The sequence below is a fragment of the Weissella koreensis KACC 15510 genome (assembly GCF_000219805.1).
Lineage (GTDB): Bacteria > Bacillota > Bacilli > Lactobacillales > Lactobacillaceae > Weissella > Weissella koreensis.
The window spans coordinates 581,549-598,713 of record NC_015759.1; the positions used below are offsets into that span (position 1 = coordinate 581,549).

Consider the following 17,165-nt stretch of genomic DNA (forward strand, 5'->3'; position numbering starts at 1 on the left):
GCTCAATATGCGAATGCAAAACGATACATTTTTATAAAAACACTTACTTAAAAAATTTGTCCATTCATATTAAATCAAGCGATCAACTGATATTTTTTTAGTCAAAAAAAGGCCAGAACAAAATGTTCTAACCTTTTTTCAAGGAATTCAAAAAATTATTTTTAAAACCCTTATTTTTAAAAATTGATAATTATAAATAATTCATAACTACCCATTTTTTCATCTGACTAGCGTTATTGCACTGAAGCAGCGTGGATTCTAGTGACTGCTCGGCGCAAGGCTAATTGCGCGCGCTTCACTTCACGTTCATCTTCAGCTGATTGCAAAACGCGCTCAGCACGTTCACGGGCTGATTCAGCTCGGGCAACATCAATTTCAGCAGCACGTTCAGATGAATCTGCCACAATTGTCAGCATATTATCTGAAAATTCTGCAAATCCACCATTTACGGCCAAACGTTCACGTTTACCTGAATCATCATCCTTAACCCGAATCTCACTGATTTCCAATGAGGCAACAACTGGAACGTGATTTGCCATGATACCTAGCTCACCACCGGTTGTGTGTAACACAACAAGTGTGGCGGTATCATATTCAAAGACCACGCCATTTGGTGTCACGATGGATACCTTAAAGCTGTGTTCATTCATGGCAATACCCCATTAATTCAATGTCTTGGCTTTTTCAACTGCCATTTCAACGGCTCCAACATTTCGGAAGGCTTCTTCAGGAAGATCATCATACTTTCCATCCAAAATTTCCTTGAAACTGCGAACAGTTTCTTCAACAGGAACATATTGTCCTGCCAAACCAGTAAATGTCTCCGCAACAGAGAATGGTTGTGACAAGAAGAATTGGATTCGACGGGCACGGTTAACCGTGGTCTTCTCTTCATCTGAAAGTTCATCCATTCCCAAAATTGAAATGATATCTTGCAATTCGCGATAACGTTGCAAAGTTTGTTGAACTTCAACAGCAACTTGATAGTGCTCTTGTCCAACAATTTCAGGCGTCAAAGCAGTTGACGTTGATGCCAATGGATCAACGGCAGGATAGATTCCTTGTTGCGTCAAAGAACGCTCCAAGTTAGTTGTGGCATCCAAGTGCGCGAAAGTCGTTGCTGGCGCAGGGTCAGTATAGTCATCGGCAGGCACATAAACAGCCTGGATTGATGTAACTGATCCCTTTTGCGTTGACGTAATTCGCTCTTGAAGTTGTCCCATTTCAGTTGCCAAAGTTGGTTGGTAACCAACGGCAGATGGAATCCGACCCAAAAGGGCAGAAACTTCAGATCCAGCTTGTGTGAATCGGAAAATGTTGTCAATAAACAACAAAACATCTTGGCCATTGATATCACGGAAATGTTCCGCAATTGTCAAACCAGTTAAGGCAACCCGCATACGGGCTCCAGGAGGCTCATTCATTTGTCCGTAAACCATAGCAGTTTGCTTCAAAACTCCTGAATCCATCATTTCGTGATACATGTCATTACCTTCTCGGGTACGTTCCCCAACTCCAGTAAAGACAGAAATACCATTGTGTCCTTGCGCGATATTGTGAATCAACTCTTGAATCAAGACCGTCTTACCAACTCCGGCTCCCCCGAACAACCCAATCTTTCCTCCACGAACATATGGAGCAAGTAGGTCAATCACTTTGATTCCTGTTTCCAAGATCTCAGTAGATGTTTTTAATTGGTCATAAGCTGGTGATGCACGATGGATTGGATCACGTTGAACATCCGCCCCAATTTTTTCACCATTATCAATTGTGTCACCCAACACGTTAAAGACACGACCCAACGTTACTTCACCGACAGGGACTGAGATTGGTTCCCCAGTATCCTCCACTGCCATACCACGTTGTAAGCCGTCAGATGAGTCCATGGCAATCGTCCGAACAACTCCGTCACCGAGAGCCAAAGAAACCTCAACAGTCAAATTACCCGCTTCACCACGATCGATGATTAAGGCGTTATTGATGTCAGGAATTTGGCTATCTAATGGGAATTGAACGTCAACGACTGGTCCAATGACTTGTACAACTCGTCCGGTACTCATTGTCGTTATCCTTCCTTTTTCTAAACAAATTCTATAGTAGAATGTGCCCTACTATTCAAGGGCTGCCATTCCACCAGTAATTTCAGTAATTTCAGTCGTAATTGCACTCTGACGCGCACGATTAAATTGTAAGTCTAACTTATCAATAATATCCTTCGCATTATCAGTGGCTGAAGACATCGCTGTTGATGATGCCGCATGCTCGGCCGTTTTAGCATCTAAGATTGCTCCATAGATTAGGCTTTGTGCATATTGTGGCAAAATAACTTGCAAAATAGCTTCCGCTGATGGTTCCACGTCATATTCTGCGTGGTATCCAGTTGATTCATTTGGATCAACCATGCCATCAGTTGATACTGGTAACATTTTTTCAGCTCGGAATTCATTTGAAATCCGAGTGACGAAGTGATTATAGACAACTGTTAACTCATCAAATACAGCATTGTCGTACATTTCGGTTACTGTTGACACAATGTCGCGGATCCCATTAAAAGTAGGTACGTCCGCCACATTAGTATATTCATAAGCTAACTTGTAACCACGCTTTTTAAGAAAATCAGCACCATTACCTCCCACAACCAAAAACTCGATTTGTTCGGGCTTAAGATTACGTTCTTTAATGATTGACATCAATCCTTTTAGCAAGGTTGAGTTATAACCGCCAACTAAACCACGATCAGACGTAATAACTAAGAAACCGACTTTCTTAATTTCACGTTGTTCCAGCAAAGTTCCTGCTGAATTAGCCAGATTAGCTTGCGCAATATGGGAAACCATATCATGTAAGCGATCAGAGTAATCATGATATGATCCACCCTGACGTTGAATTTGGCTTAATTTAGCTGTTGAAACCATTTGCATCGCTGATGTAATTTGGCGCGTCTTTTTCGTTGAGGCAATACGGCGTTGAATGTCTTGCAAAGAAGCTGCCATTTCGCCCCTCCTCTACTTATTTCTCTGCATTATCGCTGGCGCTAAAAGTTGCCTTGAAGTTTTCAATCGCTGCATTCATTGCATCGGTATCAGGCAAATTCTTAGTTTCAACAACAGTTTGCAACAATTCATTATTAGTTGAACGAACGGCTTGAATCAATTCTGTTTCAAATCGCATAATATCATCAACTGCAACATCATCCATGTAACCATGAGATAGAGCATATAATGACAAAACTTGTTCTTCAACAGGCATTGGTTGATGCAAAGGTTGCTTCAACAATTCAACAGTACGACGTCCTCGAGCCAACTTAGATTGCGTTGCAGCATCCAAATCAGATCCGAATTGAGAGAAAGCTTCCAATTCCTTATATGATGAAAGATCCAAACGCAAAGTTCCAGCAACCTTCTTCATAGCCTTAATTTGCGCGTCTCCTCCGACACGAGAAACCGAAGTTCCAGCATCAATCGCAGGACGATTACCAGAATAGAATTGGTCAGAATCCAAGAAGATCTGTCCATCCGTAATTGAGATAACGTTCGTTGGGATATAAGCTGAAACGTCTCCAGCTTGTGTTTCAATGATTGGCAAAGCCGTCATTGATCCACCACCAAGTTCATCACTCAACTTTGCAGCACGTTCTAGCAAACGTGAGTGCAAGTAGAAGACATCACCAGGATAAGCTTCACGTCCAGGCGGACGACGAAGAATCAATGACAGCTCACGGTATGCCGTTGCTTGCTTTGATAGATCATCATAAACAATCAAGACATGCTTTCCGTTGTACATAAATTCTTCACCCATTGCAGCACCAGCATAAGGTGCTAAGTACAATAGGGGTGCTGGTTCTGATGGTCCAGCAGTAACAACGATCGTGTAATCCAAGGCTCCCATTGCACGCAATGTTTCAACTTGGGTCCGGACAGTTGAGTCCTTTTGACCAATCGCAACGTATACAACGATGATATTTTGATCCTTTTGGTTCAAAATAGCATCAATCGCAACAGAAGTCTTACCAGTCTTACGATCTCCAATGATCAATTCTCGTTGTCCACGTCCGATTGGAACTAATGCGTCGACCGCTTTCAAACCAGTTTGAAGTGGTTCAAAAACAGACTTACGTTCCATAACACCGGGTGCTTTAACTTCAATAGGGCGCGTCTTGTTTGTGTTAATTGGGCCCATTCCATCAACGGGTTGTCCCAATGCATTAACAACACGGCCAATCATTTCCTCACCAACTGGCACTTCCATGATTTTACCCGTACGCTTGACAATGTCGCCTTCACGGATTCCATCAAATTCACCTAGAACAATGATACCAACATCATTTGATTCCAAGTTTTGTGCCATTCCAAACACACCATTTGCGAATTCAACCAATTCACCGGCCATTGCGTTTTCCAAACCAGTAACCCGGGCGATTCCATCACCAACATAGGTTACGGTTCCAGTTTCTTGGACCGTCAATTCTGATTCGTAATTAGCGAGTTGGGCTTTGATGAGTGAACTGATTTCTTCAGCTTTAATGCTCATTTCAGCAGTTCCTCTTTCTTACGTTTGTGCAGTTGCACTGATATTATTTGATAATTAATGGACGATACTTTGGCGAATAGCAGCTAACTTAGTTGCTAATGACCCGTCCACAATTTGGTTGTTAGCAGAAATAATTACCCCACCTAATAATGAGGGATCAATCGTTTGTTCCAAGTCAACCGCCTTCGCACCAAAGCGCTTAACGATAACTTGCTTCAGACGATCAATCTGATCGGCATCCAACTCAACCACTGTCTTCACTTCAGCAGTCATATGACCAATTGAACGATAGACAAGGATTTGATATTCTTGCACAATCTGTGGTAATAAATCAAACCTTTGATAATCAAATGACATATTAACTAAATTAGTAACTAATTGTGAAGCAGGCTCTGTTAAAGTCTTTAAAACTTCTCGCTTAGCTGACTCATTAATGTTTTTAGCATTGATTACCTTTACCAAATTAGGATTAGCTTGTAATACTTTAGTGAGTTCTTGCAATTCAGCAAGTGTCTCAGTATCACTATTTTGGTCATGAGATAATTCGAACAAAGCAGTCGCATATCGTTGCGCGATAATCGCGTTTTTTAATGCCATTACTTTGCCTCTAACTCTCCGATGTAAGCATCAATTAATGCTTTTTGATCATCTAATTTCAGTTCTTTTTGGATAATTTTTTGTGCAATTGAAACTGATAATTCAGCAACATCATTCTTAACACTTGCCATTGCTTCAGTACGCTCTTGCGCAATTTCAGCATTTGCTTTGATCTTCAATGAACTAGCGTTTTCACGCGCTTCATCTAGAATTTCATCGCTCCGCTTTGAAGCAGTGTCTTTAGCACTATTAATGATAGTTGTTGCTTGTGATTGTGTGGCTTGTAATTCTTCAGAACGTTGTGACTTCAACTTTGCAGCTTCTGTCTTATCGTTTTCTGCAGAATCAAGGTCGTTAGCAATCTTATCAGCACGATCTTGCATCATCTTTGTTACAGGCTTCCATGCAAATTTTCCTACAAAAAGTAGTAAAACAATGAAAGATAGTAGAACAAAGACCATATCACCCAAAGCCAACTGCTCACTGGCATTAACCAGTAAAATTCCATTTAACATGTGGTTGGCTCCTCTCTATTTTTGCCGCTAAAATTACTTTGAAAGCAACATCAATGAGATAACGAAAGCCAAGATAGGAACGGCTTCGATCAAAGCGACTCCAACGAACATGTTTGTACGTAACTTTCCTTCTAGTTCAGGTTGACGTGATGTTCCTTCGATCATCGCAGCAATAACACGTCCGTTACCAATACCGGTACCGATAGCGGCACCAGCTGCAGCAATACCTGCACCAATAGTAGCAATATGACCAGTCATAGTATAAATTCCTCCGAATTAATAAAATAAAACAAAATATTTATTCAGCGATAGCATGTTCAGACGTATAGATCGACAACAATGTGACGAAGATAAAGGCCTGAATACCACCGATGAATAATGAGAACGCTTGCCAAATCATTGACAAGATAAATGCAGGAACTATAGTGAGTCCCAGGTGGGATGGACTACCAAAATTAGTAATCAACATCAAGAGCATTTCACCGGCCATGATATTACCATATAAACGTAATGCCAAAGTCAAATAATTAGTGAATTGCTCGAAAATATTAATTGGGAGCAATGCCGGCATTGGGCTCAAGAAAGTTGTTTTAAAGTAACCCTTGAAGCCTAGCTTATTTACTCCGACAAAGTTTGCTAAGCCAATAACAAGCAATGCCAATCCCATCGTAACAATTGGGTTCGCAGTTGGAGACTTCACATACGTGACATCACCAAAGGCAACCTGAATTGCTAGACCCATTTCGTTTGAAATCAAAATAAATAAGAATAGCGTAAACGCTATTAATTTAAGTTCATTTCCAATTGAACGGGGCAAAGAACTGTCCACAATTCCATTTGTAAAGTCAATCATCCATTCAAGCACATTTTGCTTCTTACCTGGCTTCATTGTCAAACGTCTTGACAAAAAGAAGACAAGGAAGAATACCAAAAGTGCCGCAATCACAGTTGAAATTACAACAGGCCAATCAAAAGTTAAGCCCAGCATTTGAAATGTGGTAGACTTTTCGTCCAAAAAACTCACCTCTTTCCTTTCATAATTTTTTCGGTTACTGCAGGGGAGCAATTACCGTTTTTAGTATTTACCAATCCTATTTTACTCCATTCAAACCATTTTTCAACGGAAAATAACATCAATTTTTTGTTAATTTTTGAATTACTTTCCTATGTTGTCTAATAATTTCACTTTTTACCAACTTAAACCCTCGTATCACTCTCTTTTAACATAACATATATAATTTTTATTCAGATTCATAGTATGTGCTTATTTTAATTAAATAGAAATTAAAAGGACCTGAATAGCTTTTTAGCTACTCAGATCCTTAGATTAAATTCATAATAAATGCAAATTCGAATTAACGAGTTCCAAATAAACGGTCACCCGCATCACCCAAACCAGGTACAATATAACCTTCTTCGTTTAGCTCATCATCAAGACCAGCTGTGAAAATATCAACGTCTGGATGTGCAGCTTGTACATTCTCTACACCAATAGGGGCTGAAACAATCGTAATCAACTTAATTGTTTTTGCTCCACGCTTCTTCAAAGCATCAATAGCCATGATGGCTGAACCACCAGTTGCTAACATTGGATCAACTACTAAAACTTCACGTTGATCAATATCTTCTGGCAACTTCACAAAATATTCAACGGGCTCCAATGACTTTTCATCACGATACATTCCAATATGACCAATTCGGGCAGCTGGAATTAACTTCATAATTCCATCCACCATTCCTAAACCGGCTCGTAAAATTGGAACAATTGCTAATTTTTTACCAGCTAATGTTTTCTTCGTTGTTTTTGCAACCGGAGTTTCAACTTCTACATCCATTGTTGGTAGATCACGTGTCACTTCGTATGCCATTAATGATGCAATTTCATCGACAATTTCACGAAATTCTTTAGTCCCAACTCGCTTATCACGAATAATTGTCAACTTGTGTTGAATTAAAGGATGATCAAATACAGTTAATTTACTCATTGCTGGCCTCTTTTTCTCTTTTAAATTATTAATTTTTATTATTAACTATTATAAACAATCTGATCACATTTTGGGATAATTAATTTGCATATTCAATTTGGTCAAGTGGGAAACGGGCAGTTAAGTCCCTCACACTCTTAGCTACCTCAGCTAAATTACCTTCATCATGTGGATTTGAAAAAACTTGTAAAATTAATTGGGCTACTTGTTTGACCTCAGATTCTTTAAATCCGCGTGTCGTAATAGCAGGTGTCCCAATCCGAATTCCAGATGTAATAAATGGGCTACGAGGTTCATTGGGAATGGCTTCCTTATTCACTGTAATTGCTACAGAATCTAGAATATTTTGTGCTTCTTTTCCACTTAATCCACTAGCCGTTAAATCAAGATTGAACAAATGATTATCTGTTCCCCCTGACACAACCCGAACTAGGTCAGACGTCTTAAAGACTTCCACCATTGCTTTTGCATTTTTTACTATCTGTTGTCCATATTGTTTAAAACTAGGTTGCATGTCTTCATAGAAAGCAACCGCCTTACCAGCAATCACGTGTTCAAGTGGACCACCCTGCGTTCCTGGGAAAATCGCTGAATTCAACTTTTTCCCTAACTCAGCTTTGGCTAGAATCATCCCACCACGTGGTCCCCGCAAAGTTTTATGCGTTGTTGTTGTTACAACATCTGCAATTCCAACTGGACTAGGATGGACCCCTGCGGCAATTAGACCAGCAATGTGCGCCATATCAACCATCAAATAGGCTCCAACTGAATCTGCAATGGCACGGAAACGATCAAAATCAATAAACCGTGAGTACGCTGAAGCTCCTGTGACAATTAATTTTGGTTTAAATTCATGGGCCAATTGCTCAACTTGATCATAGTCAATTAATTCATTTTCATCCAATCCATAAGCGTGAAAATGATAAGTCTTACCTGAAAAATTAACGCTAGACCCATGTGTTAAGTGTCCACCCTCATTCAAACCTAACCCAAGCACATGATCACCATGTTCTAAAAGTGCCATATAAACTCCAGCATTTGCTTGTGAACCAGAGTGTGGTTGCACATTAGCATATTCAGCACCAAATAATTCTTTGGCACGATCGATCGCTAATTGCTCAACTTGATCAATATATTCGGTCCCCCCATAATAACGTTTTCCAGGGTATCCTTCCGCATATTTATTCGTCAAAACACTTCCCTGGGCAGCTTTAACCCCAGCGGATACAATATTTTCAGAAGCAATTAATTCAATGTTATGCTCCTGTCGAGCTTCTTCGCGGTCCATTGCCGCCCACAGTTCCGGATCAAATTCACGATAATTCATATGCATTCTCCTTGGCAAGTGCTGACTACCGATTTGAAAGATTAATTTAAAAATCCATCATCTCTTGTGCGTCAAAATATTGTTGTCCTGAAGCCTTTGCAAGGCGGTTATTATACGCCGCATTTTCTGGCTGAAGTGGCATTTCTGCTACTAAAATCATTTTAACATTCTTTTGGTCATCAAAGTTTCTTAATCCAGCAAACAATTTAGCAGCCGCAGTCGTCCCATCTGGACCCAAAGGCCAGACAAAATCCATTCCTGCTAAATGATGAGCTTCAATCATTTGATCTGATAACATTAAGCCTACTGGTTCTAGTTGACTTTGAGCCCAAATAATTGCTTTCGTCCAATCTGCCTCTTTCACCATATAAACATTTTTATCTGGTGCATAATGCCGGTACTTCATCCCCGGTGCTTTTGGTGCTTCGTCAGCTGAAACATGGTGTTCACTAGTATCAACGGATTCACCTAAAATCGCCTCAATTTGCTCCGCCGTAATCTTACCTGGCCGCAAAATCGCTGCCTGTGGAGTTGAAAGATCGATTACGGTTGACTCAACTCCAATCTTAGTTGCCCCATCATCAAGCACTCCCGCAATTTTACCGTGTAAATCATGATAAACATGATTTGCGATTGTAGGGCTAGGCTTCCCTGACGTATTAGCAGATGGGCCGACCAACGGTGATCCAACTTGATCAATTAAAGAACGTGTCAAGTCGTTATCAGGCATTCGTGAAGCTACTGTCTGTAGTCCACCGGTAACCAACGCAGATAATTTTCCTGCTTGAATAGGTAAAATAATTGTAAGCGGTCCTGGCCAAAAGGTATCCATCAGTTTTTGCGCCCGTGCATCGACTTTGGCATATGTCTGTACCGTCTCAGGACGAGAAACATGGACAATGAGTGGATTATCTGACGGACGTCCTTTAGCCGCATAAACCTTACTTACGGCTTTTTCATTAAAAGCATCGGCTCCTAATCCATAGACCGTCTCAGTTGGAAATGAAACCAACTGACCTTTTTGCAAAGCTTTAACTGCTGGTTCTAGCTCTGTATTTTTCCATATTTTTGTTTCCATACTCATTTGCCTTCTTACTTTTAATATTTAAAATAATTGAATTTAAACATAACAAATTGAATTTAAACCCTTAACCTGGTCAATCCAATCCTAATTTTCAATTTAAACACTAGTTTAATTTGTCCGCTTAACCTTGATCATTCGATCATGTCCGCTTAAGTCAGGCCTCAATTCTACAACTACGTCTGGCAAAGTTTTAAATAAAGCAACTAATGCTGGCCCTTGTAAATATCCAATTTCAAAATAAGCACTACCTTTTGGTGTCAGATAATCCAATAATGATTGGACCATTCTTTTATACAAAGCTAATCCTTCATCAGCGGCAAATAAAGCAAGATCTGGTTCATACATCAATACAGAATCATCCATTACAAATTTCTCTTGTTCTGCAATATAAGGCGGATTTGAAACAATGACATCAAACTGATGTTCAGGAACAAATTGATCCAATAAGTCACTTTCTACTAATGAAACATCCACATTTTGCTGTACTTGATTATCTTTAGCCACACTAAGCGCATCTTTTGAAATATCACTGGCTGTGACTGTCCAATTCGGACGTTCCGCTTTTAGTGTAATAGCAATTGCTCCGGAACCAGTTCCAATATCTAAAATATTTAAAAAATTTGCTGTTTCATCTTTTAAAATCCAATCAACTAATTCTTCGGTTTCAGGACGTGGTATTAATACCCGCCGGTCAACCTTAAATTCACGCCCATAAAAAGGCGCATGTCCAAGTGCATACTGCACCGGTTGTCCGCCCTTAATTGCTCTCACAGCTACCATAAACCGAATTCTTTTTTCATCTTCGATAACAGTATTCAAATTATTCTGTAACTGTCCATAATTCCAATTCATCATTCCAGTTAGCAAATAATCAATCTGCGCCATCCGTTCCGTTTTGTCTTGGATGTATGGTTCTAGTTGCCAATCGCCCCATTCTCTTAACGCTTCAAAGGTCATTTCTAATTCAAACATATTAATTCTTCAATTCTTCTAATTTGGCAGCTTGGTCTGCAATAACCAATGCATCAATCACATCTTCTAATTCACCGTTCATGATCCGGTCTAACTTATTCAAAGACAAACCAATTCGATGATCAGTCACCCGATTTTGAGGATAATTATAAGTCCGAATTCGTTCAGAACGATCACCGGTTCCCACAGCTGTTTTACGCATTTCAGAATATTCCGCCTCATTTTGTGAAGCATAGAAGTTATAAACACGAGTTTTCAAAATTTCCATCGCCTTAGCTCGGTTTTGTTGCTGTGAACGTTCATCTTGCATGGCCACAACAACTCCTGTTGGCAAATGGGTCATTCGAACAGCTGATGAGGTCTTATTAATGTGTTGACCTCCCGCCCCAGAAGAACGGTAAACATCAACTCGCAAATCTTTATCTTCAATTTTTATGTCAACATCTTCATATTCTGGCATCACACCGACTGTTGCTGTTGATGTATGCACTCGACCAGCTGATTCAGTTTCGGGAACCCGTTGAACTCGATGTGCACCATTTTCAAATTTTAACTTTGAATAAACATTGTCTCCCTGAATCATCAATACTAATTCTTTATATCCACCAATTTCAGTCCGATTCTCATCAATAATTTGAATCTTCCATCCTTGTTTTTCAGCGTAACGAGAATACATTTCATACAAATTACCAGCAAACAAAGCGGCTTCATCACCACCAGCTGCCCCATGAATTTCCATGATAATATTCTTTTCATCATTGGGATCTTTTGGCAATAACATAATTTTCAACTGATCTTCAAAATCAGTTTTTTGACTAGTTAATTCCTTGATCTCTTCCTTGGTTAATTCTTCCATTTCGGGATCAAGTTTTTCTTTCAACATTTCTTTATCTTCTTCTAAATTCGTTACCACTGCTTGATAACGTTTGAAGGTATCAACCGTTTCACGTAATGAGCCCTCTTCTTTTGAGAGTTCCATAAAACGTTTAGTATCCCCGATTACCTCCGGATCACTGAGCATTTCGCTCACTTCTTCATAGCGATCCACAAGGGTTTGTACTTTTTCAAAAATTTCATCCATCCGTCTTATTCCCCTTTTACAGCATTAGTATGTTTTTTGATCATTGCCAAATCTGGATTTTGATAATGGCGGCGGCAAACCGGCATATAGGCTTCATCGCCACCAATTTGAATTTGTGCCCCTGAATACACGGGGTGACCATTGGCAATTCGCAAATTCATAATTGCCTTACGGGTACAAAATGAACATAATGTTTTCATTTCTTCAATTTTATCCGCATAGATCAGCAAAGCTTCAGACCCCGGAAACAATTGATTAAAAGCATCTTGTTTTAATCCAAATGTCAAAACAGGAACATCTAATTCATCCACAATTCGAGTTAATTGTAAAACTTGTTCTCGGGTTAAAAATTGAGCTTCATCAATTAAGACAGCTGAAAATTCTTCCGTTGATTCTAAAATGGCGAATATATCATCCTCGGCCTGAATTGCCCTAGCTTCTCTTTGCAAGCCAATTCGAGACGCAATCGAACCAATTTCGGTGCGATCATCCAAGGCATTCGTTAAGAGTAGTACTTTACGTCCTTGACTCTCATAATTATGGGCTACTTTTAGTATTTCAATACTTTTACCGCTTGCCATTGCACCATAACGAAAAAATAATTGTGCCATCTTTGCCACCCCTTTTTAAATATGTTCCTTTTATTATACACGAAATCGATATCCTATTTGCGGAACTTTCCACAAGATCTGATTCTGGATAAGTTAAAACAGCATACCAAATTCACGCTACCACCTTAGATTAACTTGGACTAAATAAAAATCGAACTAATCCACATTAAATATGCGTTTCAGTTCGATTCTCACCGAATTCGTTCCACTTAAATTAAGTTTAAAAATTTTCAGGTTCAATCGCAGAAATTTTTGTAGCCCAATCAACGTTAGGATATTTTCGCTCTAACGCAATTTTTAAAATACGTAATGCTAAATTTCCGTTGCGCGTTAAGATAGGTCCATGGAAATAAGTTCCAAAAACATTCCGATAGATTAAGCCCTCACTACCATCTTCACCGTTATTACCATTCCCGTGAAGCACCGTTCCTAATGGTCGTTCATCACTTGCAATAAATGTCCGACCTTGATGGTTTTCGAAGCCTTTATAAATTTGACCAGTTTCTTCATTTTTAATTTGAACATTACCAGTAAAGCGACCATGGGGTTGATTTAGGGTATAGTGATGCATTGCCGAAATTCCCTCAACTCGTGTGCCATCTGCTAACAAAAAATATTCTCCTAGTAGTTGGAATCCACCACAAACGCCCAAGAAGGGTCCATCAGCTTCGATGTATTTTTTAATATTTGCAGCTTTAGTCGGTAGATCTGCAGAAACAACCTGTTCTTCGTAATCTTGTCCGCCACCAAATAAAACAAAATCATAAGCATTCGCATCAAATTCATCGCCAATTGAAACAGTTGTGGTTTCAAATCTAACTCCAAGTTGTTTAGCGTAGTAGCGTAAGGCAACTAAATTACCATAGTCTCCATAAGTATTCATTAAGTCTGCATATAGATGTGCGGTATTCAATTGAAATTCAGCCATTATGCATCCCCCATTTTTTTGTTTTTAATAAATCCTTTTTGAGCGAGCCTAGTTCGTAATTGTAGCATTGCTGTATAAGTAGCCATCACATAGACCCGTTTTGTCGGCATCTTTTGAATTGCATCAACCACTTGATTCATATCCTGATAATAAGGATGATCTCCAAAGCCCGCCATCTTCAAGCGCACGTACAAATCACGATATCTTTCACCACCTGTAGCAATTGCTTTCACGTTCATATCCATTAAATCTTCAAATTCAGCATCCCAAATCCAGCTAGTATCAATTCCATCAGCGTAATTAGCATTCAAAAGCCCCAAAACCGAAATTGGCTCCGGATCAGTTTTCATCATATCAATCACTTGATTAGCCCCAACCGGATTTTTAATCAACACAATGGTAACTTCTTTATCCCCAACATGAATCAATTCCTGCCGACCAAAGATTTGGGCATTTGATTCGAAAGCATGATGGATTTGTTGCTTGGTAACTCCTAGCCATTGACCCACGGCATATGCAGTCAAGGCATTATAAATATTATAAAGTCCTCCAATTTCGATTTGATAAGTTTCTCCATCCAAATCGAAGTTTGAATAACGTGGTGTTAGTTTATTAATATTGGTGACCGCATAATCCAATTCGGGACGTTTGAAATCGTCTGTTTTTGAAAAATAAAAGCCTTGATTGGCATACGTGCGGAAGTGATATGACAAAATACTATCATCGGTCGGTGATAAGACTCCATCAGTATTTATTGGAGCTCGTTCATCTCCTGTTACAGGTAAATGATTAAATCCAAAGTTAATCACTGGATTAGGTAGCTGCTCTCGTAAGAAAATCGGCGAATCAGCATTCAAAATCACTGTAGCTTCTGGGAATTGTCGAATTCCACGCAAAATTTTATCATAGGTTGTATAAATTTCTCCGTAACGATCTAATTGATCACGGAAAATATTGGTCAAAACGAAAGCTTGTGGCTTTAACTGAGCACTCACCATCTCCATATTTGCTTCATCGACTTCCAAAACCACCAAAACTTTCTCACCCTTTTTTGGTTGCTTAGCAGACAACATCGTTCCCGCAATTCCTTGAATCATATTAGATCCAGATGGATTCGTAATTACACGTGCATACTTTTCTCTTAAAACCCTTGTAATCAAGGCAGTTGTCAAAGTTTTACCATTAGTTCCCGTCACTAACACGACATCATAACGATCAGCTATGGTCTGTAAAACATTAGGGTCAATTTTAGTAGCTACCATTCCAGGAAGTGAAGTACCTCCGCGATGGAGCACTTTCGTCAAACTCAAATAAGTTAGGCGTCCTGCAAAAGTAGCCAGTGAACTTCTAAATGTCATTCTGTGCTTCCCTTCATTTTTAAATCTTCGTTTTATTAATTCTACAAATTGTTCTACCGGATGTAAAGCACATTAAAAATGAGTGCAACAAAGCAGCTTAGATGCAATTATCACTGACTTTAAACTTTAACCCATCATATTTTGATTGTAATAATTCATAATTAAGATCCGTTTATTTTTAAATCTTAGATAAACGGTTCTGATAGGTCTAGATACTGATCAATATCTGCTTGAATTGCTGAAACTCCAGCCTCAAAGAAATCAGGTTTGGTTAAATCAACTCCCAAATGCTTTTGTGCCAATTCCTCAGTTGACATAGCTGCTGTATCCCGTAACAAACTAATATAAGCTTCCTCAAAATTAGGTTGTGTCTTAGCCCAAGCATAAATTCCTGCACTGAATAGATAACCAAACGTATAGGGGAAGTTATAAAATGGAACATCATCTGCATAGAAATGTAACTTTGAAGCCCAGAAATGAGGGTGCCATTCTGATAAGCTATCTCCAAATGCTGTTTTTTGAGCATTTTCCATCATCTGATTAAGACGTGAAGCAGTTACATAACCTTCTTGCCGAGCTTGATAAAATTCATTTTCAAAAAGATATCGAGCATGAATATTTAAAAACATAGCTACTGGATTAGCCAGCTTAGCATCTAATAGCATTACTCGTTCAGCATCACTTTGGGCACTTTGCACATTTGCATCATTCACAATCAATTCGGCAAAAGTAGAAGCTGTTTCAGCCACATTCATTGCATAATCATTTCTTAAATATGGAAGATCCTGAAGTACGCTCGTATGGAAACCATGTCCTAACTCATGGGCAATCGTAGCTGCATCATTGGGAGAACCAGTGAACGTTAGGAAAATTCGTGATTCATTTATATCTGGAATACTCTCCATCCAACCACCAGGTTGCTTACCAGGCCGATCTTCTGCCTCAATCCAACCTTTTTCAAAGGCATTCTGCGCAAATTGTGCCATTTTAGATGAATATTGTCCAAAATTAGTAATAATTAATTTTGCGGCCTCATCATAGGATAGAGGAGCGAGTTGATATGTTCCCAAATGAGTCAAAGGTGCCGTTTGATCTTGCCATCCTAATTTATCGATGTCCATCAATTGGGCCCGCCGTTCAAAATATGGCTTAAACATATCTTTGTGCGCATCCACAACTGACCACATATTATTTAAAGTTTCAGCAGACATACGGTTTAAAGCTAATGGCTCTTCCATATAATCTTGATAACCTCGGGCTTTTTGTTCAGTTAGTCGTGCACCAGCTAGATGGTTCAACGTATCTGCTGCTAAATTTTCCACCTTAGTCCACATTTTTTCATAAGCCTGCATTATACCTCGTCGAACTTGAGCATCTGGATAGCCATCAATTTGATTTAAGGCTTGTCCAGCTGAAATCGTTTGTTGTTGCCCATTTTCATCTTCAAAACTCAAAGTCAGACCGGCCACCAAAGTTTCATAATGCTGCGACCAACCCATTAAACTATCCAACCGTAACTGATCCAAAAGATCTTCAGTTTTTGAATCCAATAGATATTGGGCTTTTGCCCGTTGTTCACTTAAGTTGAATTGAAGCTCTGCTAACTCCGGTTGCGCTAATAAATTTTCAAATTCTGTCTCTGTTAATTCAGCTAAGAAAACTTGCAATTCCTTTTCAGGCTTAGCTAATTCTGTTCCTAATTGATCAATTTGATTTTGAATTGGTCTGAATTCTGAATTAGTATAATCATCAGCTGACCAAGCATTCACAAAGAGGTCTGCAGTTAAATACCCTGACAGAATTTCCTGATAAAGTCCAAAAAGCTCCCCCATTTTTTCAATTTTGTGATCTGATTTATCTTGCTTTACTTGTGTACTGAATTCAATAACCTGTTGCCTAAGAGTTTCTATTTTAATATTGAATTCTGTTCCATGAACTCCACCCTTAAAAATAGTTTCTAAATTCCAATTTAACGAATACGTCATTTTTATACTCCTCTTTCTTGATTTAATTTTACCTTATTCTACTCTAATTTAAAGTGGACTCCAATCATTCGCATTCCAAGCATCAAAAAAGAGTTAATTAACATTAGGTTCAAAACCTAACTACGCTAATCAACTCTCTATCTTTTATTAACTTAACCCAGTGCTTGTAAATTACAACTTATATTAATTTTC

Annotated in this window: 17 protein-coding genes; all 17 read right to left on the bottom strand. The window is 39.1% G+C overall.

Annotated elements, in window-relative coordinates; translation table 11 throughout:
- Nucleotides 1-233: 233 nt before the first annotated feature.
- The 17 genes from WKK_RS02855 to WKK_RS02935 all read right to left on the bottom strand — a co-directional run bounded on the left by WKK_RS02855 (nucleotide 234) and on the right by WKK_RS02935 (nucleotide 16,973).
- Nucleotides 234-656: a F0F1 ATP synthase subunit epsilon gene (locus tag WKK_RS02855; protein ID WP_416236435.1), complete on the bottom strand. Its 423-nt coding sequence runs from the start codon at nucleotides 654-656 to the stop codon at nucleotides 234-236.
- A gap of 6 nt (nucleotides 657-662) precedes the next feature.
- Complete coding sequence (atpD, locus tag WKK_RS02860; RefSeq protein WP_006846007.1) at nucleotides 663-2,060, bottom strand: F0F1 ATP synthase subunit beta; 1,398 nt, start codon at nucleotides 2,058-2,060, stop codon at nucleotides 663-665.
- A gap of 51 nt (nucleotides 2,061-2,111) precedes the next feature.
- Nucleotides 2,112-2,993 (bottom strand): F0F1 ATP synthase subunit gamma, encoded by an 882-nt coding sequence (locus tag WKK_RS02865; RefSeq protein WP_013989392.1) that lies wholly within the window; start codon nucleotides 2,991-2,993, stop codon nucleotides 2,112-2,114.
- Between the two features lie 16 nt (nucleotides 2,994-3,009).
- On the bottom strand, nucleotides 3,010-4,530 hold the full coding sequence (gene atpA, locus WKK_RS02870) for a F0F1 ATP synthase subunit alpha (protein ID WP_006846009.1): 1,521 nt from the start codon (nucleotides 4,528-4,530) through the stop codon (nucleotides 3,010-3,012).
- Nucleotides 4,531-4,584: 54 nt separating this feature from the next.
- Nucleotides 4,585-5,127: an ATP synthase F1 subunit delta gene (gene atpH, locus WKK_RS02875; RefSeq protein WP_013989393.1), complete on the bottom strand. Its 543-nt coding sequence runs from the start codon at nucleotides 5,125-5,127 to the stop codon at nucleotides 4,585-4,587.
- Nucleotides 5,127-5,642, bottom strand: coding sequence for a F0F1 ATP synthase subunit B (gene atpF / locus WKK_RS02880; protein WP_006846011.1), 516 nt, complete (start codon nucleotides 5,640-5,642; stop codon nucleotides 5,127-5,129). The genes atpH and atpF overlap by 1 nt, the downstream gene beginning before the upstream one ends.
- 33 nt (nucleotides 5,643-5,675) lie before the next feature.
- Nucleotides 5,676-5,888 (bottom strand): F0F1 ATP synthase subunit C, encoded by a 213-nt coding sequence (gene atpE / locus WKK_RS02885; RefSeq protein WP_269961283.1) that lies wholly within the window; start codon nucleotides 5,886-5,888, stop codon nucleotides 5,676-5,678.
- Nucleotides 5,889-5,940: 52 nt separating this feature from the next.
- Nucleotides 5,941-6,657 carry a F0F1 ATP synthase subunit A gene (atpB, locus tag WKK_RS02890; RefSeq protein WP_013989394.1) on the bottom strand — a complete coding sequence of 239 codons (717 nt, stop codon included), beginning with the start codon at nucleotides 6,655-6,657 and terminating at the stop codon, nucleotides 5,941-5,943.
- A gap of 340 nt (nucleotides 6,658-6,997) precedes the next feature.
- Entirely contained in the window at nucleotides 6,998-7,627 is a 630-nt protein-coding gene (gene upp, locus WKK_RS02895; RefSeq protein WP_006846014.1) for a uracil phosphoribosyltransferase, read from the bottom strand.
- A 79-nt stretch (nucleotides 7,628-7,706) separates the two neighbouring features.
- Nucleotides 7,707-8,954 (bottom strand): serine hydroxymethyltransferase, encoded by a 1,248-nt coding sequence (gene glyA / locus WKK_RS02900; RefSeq protein WP_006846015.1) that lies wholly within the window; start codon nucleotides 8,952-8,954, stop codon nucleotides 7,707-7,709.
- Between the two features lie 46 nt (nucleotides 8,955-9,000).
- Nucleotides 9,001-10,032, bottom strand: coding sequence for an L-threonylcarbamoyladenylate synthase (locus WKK_RS02905; protein ID WP_013989395.1), 1,032 nt, complete (start codon nucleotides 10,030-10,032; stop codon nucleotides 9,001-9,003).
- Nucleotides 10,033-10,146: 114 nt separating this feature from the next.
- On the bottom strand, nucleotides 10,147-11,010 hold the full coding sequence (gene prmC / locus WKK_RS02910; protein WP_013989396.1) for a peptide chain release factor N(5)-glutamine methyltransferase: 864 nt from the start codon (nucleotides 11,008-11,010) through the stop codon (nucleotides 10,147-10,149).
- Between the two features lies 1 nt (nucleotide 11,011).
- Nucleotides 11,012-12,091, bottom strand: coding sequence for a peptide chain release factor 1 (gene prfA, locus WKK_RS02915; RefSeq protein WP_006846018.1), 1,080 nt, complete (start codon nucleotides 12,089-12,091; stop codon nucleotides 11,012-11,014).
- A 5-nt stretch (nucleotides 12,092-12,096) separates the two neighbouring features.
- Nucleotides 12,097-12,702, bottom strand: a complete 606-nt coding sequence (locus tag WKK_RS02920; protein WP_013989397.1) for a thymidine kinase — start codon at nucleotides 12,700-12,702, stop codon at nucleotides 12,097-12,099.
- Between the two features lie 220 nt (nucleotides 12,703-12,922).
- Nucleotides 12,923-13,630, bottom strand: a complete 708-nt coding sequence (locus WKK_RS02925; RefSeq protein ID WP_006846020.1) for a type 1 glutamine amidotransferase — start codon at nucleotides 13,628-13,630, stop codon at nucleotides 12,923-12,925.
- The gene (locus WKK_RS02930; protein ID WP_013989398.1) at nucleotides 13,630-14,988 is read right to left on the bottom strand and encodes a Mur ligase family protein; all 1,359 of its coding nucleotides are present in this window, start codon (nucleotides 14,986-14,988) and stop codon (nucleotides 13,630-13,632) included. The genes WKK_RS02925 and WKK_RS02930 overlap by 1 nt, the downstream gene beginning before the upstream one ends.
- Nucleotides 14,989-15,173: 185 nt before the next feature.
- Nucleotides 15,174-16,973, bottom strand: coding sequence for a M3 family oligoendopeptidase (locus WKK_RS02935; protein ID WP_013989399.1), 1,800 nt, complete (start codon nucleotides 16,971-16,973; stop codon nucleotides 15,174-15,176).
- Between the last annotated feature and the right edge of the window lie 192 nt (nucleotides 16,974-17,165).

Excerpts from the sequence above, each read along its gene's own strand:
- glyA (WP_006846015.1), bottom strand. The coding sequence starts at position 8,954 with ATGAATTATCGTGAATTTGATCCGGAACTGTGGGCGGCAATGGACCGC.
- WKK_RS02920 (WP_013989397.1), bottom strand. The coding sequence starts at position 12,702 with ATGGCACAATTATTTTTTCGTTATGGTGCAATGGCAAGCGGTAAAAGT.
- atpF (WP_006846011.1), bottom strand. The coding sequence starts at position 5,642 with ATGTTAAATGGAATTTTACTGGTTAATGCCAGTGAGCAGTTGGCTTTG.
- WKK_RS02905 (WP_013989395.1), bottom strand. The coding sequence starts at position 10,032 with ATGGAAACAAAAATATGGAAAAATACAGAGCTAGAACCAGCAGTTAAA.
- prfA (WP_006846018.1), bottom strand. The coding sequence starts at position 12,091 with ATGGATGAAATTTTTGAAAAAGTACAAACCCTTGTGGATCGCTATGAA.
- WKK_RS02925 (WP_006846020.1), bottom strand. The coding sequence starts at position 13,630 with ATGGCTGAATTTCAATTGAATACCGCACATCTATATGCAGACTTAATG.
- atpD (WP_006846007.1), bottom strand. The coding sequence starts at position 2,060 with ATGAGTACCGGACGAGTTGTACAAGTCATTGGACCAGTCGTTGACGTT.
- WKK_RS02935 (WP_013989399.1), bottom strand. The coding sequence starts at position 16,973 with ATGACGTATTCGTTAAATTGGAATTTAGAAACTATTTTTAAGGGTGGA.
- WKK_RS02865 (WP_013989392.1), bottom strand. The coding sequence starts at position 2,993 with ATGGCAGCTTCTTTGCAAGACATTCAACGCCGTATTGCCTCAACGAAA.
- WKK_RS02930 (WP_013989398.1), bottom strand. The coding sequence starts at position 14,988 with ATGACATTTAGAAGTTCACTGGCTACTTTTGCAGGACGCCTAACTTAT.
- prmC (WP_013989396.1), bottom strand. The coding sequence starts at position 11,010 with ATGTTTGAATTAGAAATGACCTTTGAAGCGTTAAGAGAATGGGGCGAT.
- upp (WP_006846014.1), bottom strand. The coding sequence starts at position 7,627 with ATGAGTAAATTAACTGTATTTGATCATCCTTTAATTCAACACAAGTTG.
- atpA (WP_006846009.1), bottom strand. The coding sequence starts at position 4,530 with ATGAGCATTAAAGCTGAAGAAATCAGTTCACTCATCAAAGCCCAACTC.
- atpH (WP_013989393.1), bottom strand. The coding sequence starts at position 5,127 with ATGGCATTAAAAAACGCGATTATCGCGCAACGATATGCGACTGCTTTG.